The sequence below is a fragment of the Geobacillus sp. B4113_201601 genome, assembly GCF_001587475.1.
Lineage (GTDB): Bacteria > Bacillota > Bacilli > Bacillales > Anoxybacillaceae > Geobacillus > Geobacillus icigianus.
In genome coordinates, this window is sequence record NZ_LQYX01000109.1 from 1,818 (window position 1) to 5,518 (window position 3,701).

Sequence of the window (3,701 nt, forward strand, 5' to 3'; positions counted from 1 at the left end):
ACCGCGTCTTCCAGCGCCGGGTGCGTCAGTTCATCACCCCAGAACACCCATTAAAGGGCGTGGGAGGCCGGAAACTGACCCGACCCACCGGGCAGGCGATTTTTCAATTGTTCCGGTATGTGAAAGTCGTCCTACTAGAGCTGCCGGATGGGCACATCCAACGCGCGTTAGGGAAACCGCTCACCCGTGATCAGCGAAGGATCCTGCAGGGATTGGGCATGGATGAGAGCATTGACGTGTAACGTCATACGGAATGACTAGCGATGGTAAAAAAAGGATCTCCATCGCTCGTTATGTTGGTCGAAATGTTATTCTAAAAAACGAAATAAAAAATCCTTTCTTTCTACCCTGTTAGGGTGCGAAATGTGAGTTAGATAATAGATTACAAGAGTTAATTAAATATGAAGAAGAACTATGTATTAATGGGAATAAAATAAAAGTTCCGAATGAAGGGTATTTTGGAAATTTAGCCTTTATCCTATATAAGTATTCTAAAGATAGGGAGATGTCTACACATGATTCGAGTTCAAGTATCTTGCATAGCTCTTTTAAATGATAAGATTGTCATGATAAAAAAAAAGGATAAAACTTCGGCAGTACATGGCTATTTTATTCCTCCGGGTGGTCATGTAGAATTACATGAGACTCTAGAACAAGCTTGTAAGAGAGAAATGTTTGAGGAAACTGGTTTAATAGTCGATGATTTAGAATTACGTGGTGTGGTTTCGTTTATAGCACATACAAGTGACTACCACTCTGTTTGCTTTTGGTATATGACAAGAAATGTAAAGGGGAAATTAGAACTAAAGGAGCCAGAGAAATTGACCCCACATCTAGTTGAAATAGAAACATTATATTATAACAAGGAAGTGACAGATTACCACAGAGCTTTTATAAAAGAAATTGTTGAAAAAGGAAATTTTCTAAATGGGATAGTTGAATGGTGTAAACCAGATAACTCTATAAAATGGAGTATATTGGAAAACACACCTAAAAACCCTGAGTATCCCAGATACAATAAGGAGGTGAGTATTATGGAAAAAATTTGATTAATATTCCATCAGAGAAGGAAGTAACAATTAAGGCTATTCCAGTTTGTGACAAGCATTGGGATTGTTGTGAACAAAAAGGATGCCCAGGTTTATATTATTATATTCCTTCTACGGGAGATCTCGTATTTCAAGGTAGGTGTTGTTATTAAATATAGAACACACACTAGAGCTTATTCTAGTGTGTGTTTTTTTATTTTTTGGCCCTGTTAAAGAATGCGGTTAATCTTCTTGTTAATTGCAACTTGATTGGAAAGAAGAGGGGGAGAGCGAAGAGAGAAAAGGCAAATTAGTAGCTACGTTAGGCTGTTCCCGGATGAAATACGCGCTATTTACGGCCAGTCAAGACCAGGAGCACCTAATGGAATGTTTTATTTTGAAGCCCATCAGATTAGGTAGAAAAAAGTTATTGAGTTAAATATAGAAAAATCGTTATGGCAGCCGAACCTGAACAGAAAACAATGGCAGAGAGGTTTGTGAAAAGTGAAATTTTATTTAAAATCCCTTTTTCCCCAAAAAATGAAATGATAAATCCGATCAATGGCAACAAAAATAAGCTCCAAATTGCTATTGGCCCATAGGGACCAAAGGAGAATCTAATTATAAGCAGTAAAAATAGTATGAGGTAGGCAATAACACAGCAAGATATTGAAAATACATTGATAAACATTCTTTTATTCATTTATGTTTATCTCCCTTCGCATGAAAGTGTTTATATGCAAGATAAATCAAAGTGATGAATTGAAGAAAAGCAGAAATAGAATATAAAGAACCTATTCCAGCAAATCCTAATAATAAAGAAATGATAAGCAGTACAGTTGCTTTCTTATTGTTAATGTTTATTGAAAAGGCTGCCCAAGTACCTATGATTCCACCTAAAACTCCTATGAACCAAATATTCCCAAAGTGATAATCGTCATCATTTATTGCCAAAAGTTGTGCTGCCAATGATACAAATATCCCTAAAAGTCCTGCTATCATCGAAAGATTTTTCATCTGTAAAACCCCTCTCCTCTTTTACAAATTGTATTGAGCATGCCTAAAAGAATGTATAGATCAGATCTGCAGAAAACAAAAGTATCAAAATATCAAACAAAAGCATAATCCAAAACCAGGATTTCCGATAAAAAACAAATGTAACAATATTAGAAAGACCTACAAATGGGAAGTAATAAACAATTAAACTCCCTCTTAAAAGAGCAGGACGTGTCGGGTCAAAGCTCTTGTTTAAAATTAAGCTTAACAGAAGAAATCTTATACCAATCAGTAAAACATACATTATGGTCTTAAATTGGATTAATTTTTTAAATGGCTTAATCTCCGTCGATTGTTCAGCTTGTTCCAAACAAAATCTCTGATTGTTAAAGACAAAAGTGCTATGATATGTCTCAAAAAGCCCTTTACAATCCGGGCAACTTGTGATATGTTCATCTACAATGCTCTTAGCTTCTTCATCTAACTCGTTGTATATGACCAATAATTCCTTTGTTAAAACATGGATTTTTTCGAAATCAGTCATGCTAATCACTCCGATGAATTCTTGATATAAGGCGCTTCTTGAGACGAAATATCCTTGATTTTATTGTTGATATGGGTATATTTAGAAGTACAGATATTTCCTCATACGTATATCCGTAGTATTCTTTAGCAAGAAGAAGTGTTTTATCTGCTTTGGATAAATCTTTAAGGATATCGTCAATTGAGCTTTTTAATAGCAAATTTTTCTCTGGACTTAGGTCCGTAATAAGTAAATCTGTAATGACTTCTTCATCGTTCAGTAAGTGCGGCTTTTTTTTTCTAAAATGATCAATGAGTAGATTTCTTGTGCTTACCATTAACCAACTTCTTATATACTTCACCTCCAATATTTTTTCAGGGTTAAGGAGCATTTTTGAAAATACTTCTTGTATAACATCTTCAATAAGCTTTTCATCAGAAGTGATTTTTAATAAAAAGCGTTTTAAATATAAATAATGTTCTTTGTAGACATCTTCAATCAGAGAGAATGCATCCTCATGACTTTTTTTCATTGTTATCTCCTCATTTCCCTGTTCAAAAGTGAGACGATTAAAATGATGGAATGGTTGCATAAATAAAATTGACTGGTTTATAAAATATTAACATAATTAAGGTGAAAACAGAGTTCTTTGCCAAATAATCTATGCGAAAATAGTCAAAAAATCCCCCCTCAAGCCTCTTGAGGGGGGGATTAGGTGTTTATTAGCAACCATGAATTGCCTGCATAAAGATAAACGCTGCAATTACGCGGTCTGTACCTGCTTCATCAGTATTGCTGGCACATGAGACTAAATTAGCGTCACAATTACATCCCCGAGTTCGACAGTCACTAGGCAAACAAAATGCCTCTCATCCCTTGATACCAAAGGGACGAGAGGCATTTGGGCATACGTTGGGCGTGTATCTAGGTGCGAGGATGGATACCTAGAATCTTCGGAGGGGGCTCCAGCCCTAGAGCTACAAAGAGTTGCGCTTGTTTGGCCGTCCGTTCGGTCGTTGACCAAGGTCGCCGTTTTTTGAAGAAAAATGTCCAAGAATGAGACGTTCGCATTCGACTTTTACGTTCGGCCACGATTCATGATGGAGGTAAGCTAAGGTGATTCCATCGTTCTTTTTTGGTGTGACTCGTCGTGT

Annotated in this window: 5 protein-coding genes and 3 pseudogenes; 4 read left to right on the forward strand and 4 right to left on the reverse strand. The window is 36.4% G+C overall.

The window, feature by feature from the left end; genetic code table 11:
• The 4 genes and pseudogenes from B4113_RS20795 to B4113_RS19950 form a co-directional block, all read left to right on the forward strand.
• A pseudogene (locus tag B4113_RS20795) lies at positions 1-242 on the forward strand (transposase); the annotation flags it as partial.
• 273 nt (positions 243-515) lie between these two features.
• Positions 516-1,049 carry an NUDIX hydrolase gene (locus B4113_RS15065; RefSeq protein WP_051962769.1) on the forward strand — a complete coding sequence of 178 codons (534 nt, stop codon included), beginning with the start codon at positions 516-518 and terminating at the stop codon, positions 1,047-1,049.
• Between the two features lie 238 nt (positions 1,050-1,287).
• Positions 1,288-1,425 (forward strand): annotated as a pseudogene (locus B4113_RS19110) (IS21 family transposase); the annotation flags it as partial.
• A 58-nt stretch (positions 1,426-1,483) separates the two neighbouring features.
• Positions 1,484-1,630, forward strand: coding sequence for a hypothetical protein (locus tag B4113_RS19950; protein WP_160331382.1), 147 nt, complete (start codon positions 1,484-1,486; stop codon positions 1,628-1,630).
• 97 nt (positions 1,631-1,727) lie between these two features.
• Here the strand turns inward: B4113_RS19950 and B4113_RS15075 are convergent, their stop codons facing one another.
• The 4 genes and pseudogenes from B4113_RS15075 to B4113_RS21290 form a co-directional block, all read right to left on the reverse strand.
• Positions 1,728-2,045 (reverse strand): hypothetical protein, encoded by a 318-nt coding sequence (locus B4113_RS15075; protein WP_033021375.1) that lies wholly within the window; start codon positions 2,043-2,045, stop codon positions 1,728-1,730.
• 43 nt (positions 2,046-2,088) lie between these two features.
• Positions 2,089-2,568 (reverse strand): hypothetical protein, encoded by a 480-nt coding sequence (locus tag B4113_RS15080; RefSeq protein ID WP_033844662.1) that lies wholly within the window; start codon positions 2,566-2,568, stop codon positions 2,089-2,091.
• A gap of 1 nt (position 2,569) precedes the next feature.
• Positions 2,570-3,079, reverse strand: a complete 510-nt coding sequence (locus tag B4113_RS15085; RefSeq protein WP_033844664.1) for an RNA polymerase sigma factor — start codon at positions 3,077-3,079, stop codon at positions 2,570-2,572.
• A gap of 392 nt (positions 3,080-3,471) precedes the next feature.
• Positions 3,472-3,701, reverse strand: a pseudogene (locus tag B4113_RS21290) (hypothetical protein); the annotation flags it as partial.

Excerpts from the sequence above, each read along its gene's own strand:
- B4113_RS15075 (WP_033021375.1), bottom strand. The coding sequence starts at position 2,045 with ATGAAAAATCTTTCGATGATAGCAGGACTTTTAGGGATATTTGTATCA.
- B4113_RS19950 (WP_160331382.1), top strand. The coding sequence starts at position 1,484 with ATGGCAGCCGAACCTGAACAGAAAACAATGGCAGAGAGGTTTGTGAAA.
- B4113_RS15065 (WP_051962769.1), top strand. The coding sequence starts at position 516 with ATGATTCGAGTTCAAGTATCTTGCATAGCTCTTTTAAATGATAAGATT.
- B4113_RS15080 (WP_033844662.1), bottom strand. The coding sequence starts at position 2,568 with ATGACTGATTTCGAAAAAATCCATGTTTTAACAAAGGAATTATTGGTC.
- B4113_RS15085 (WP_033844664.1), bottom strand. The coding sequence starts at position 3,079 with ATGAAAAAAAGTCATGAGGATGCATTCTCTCTGATTGAAGATGTCTAC.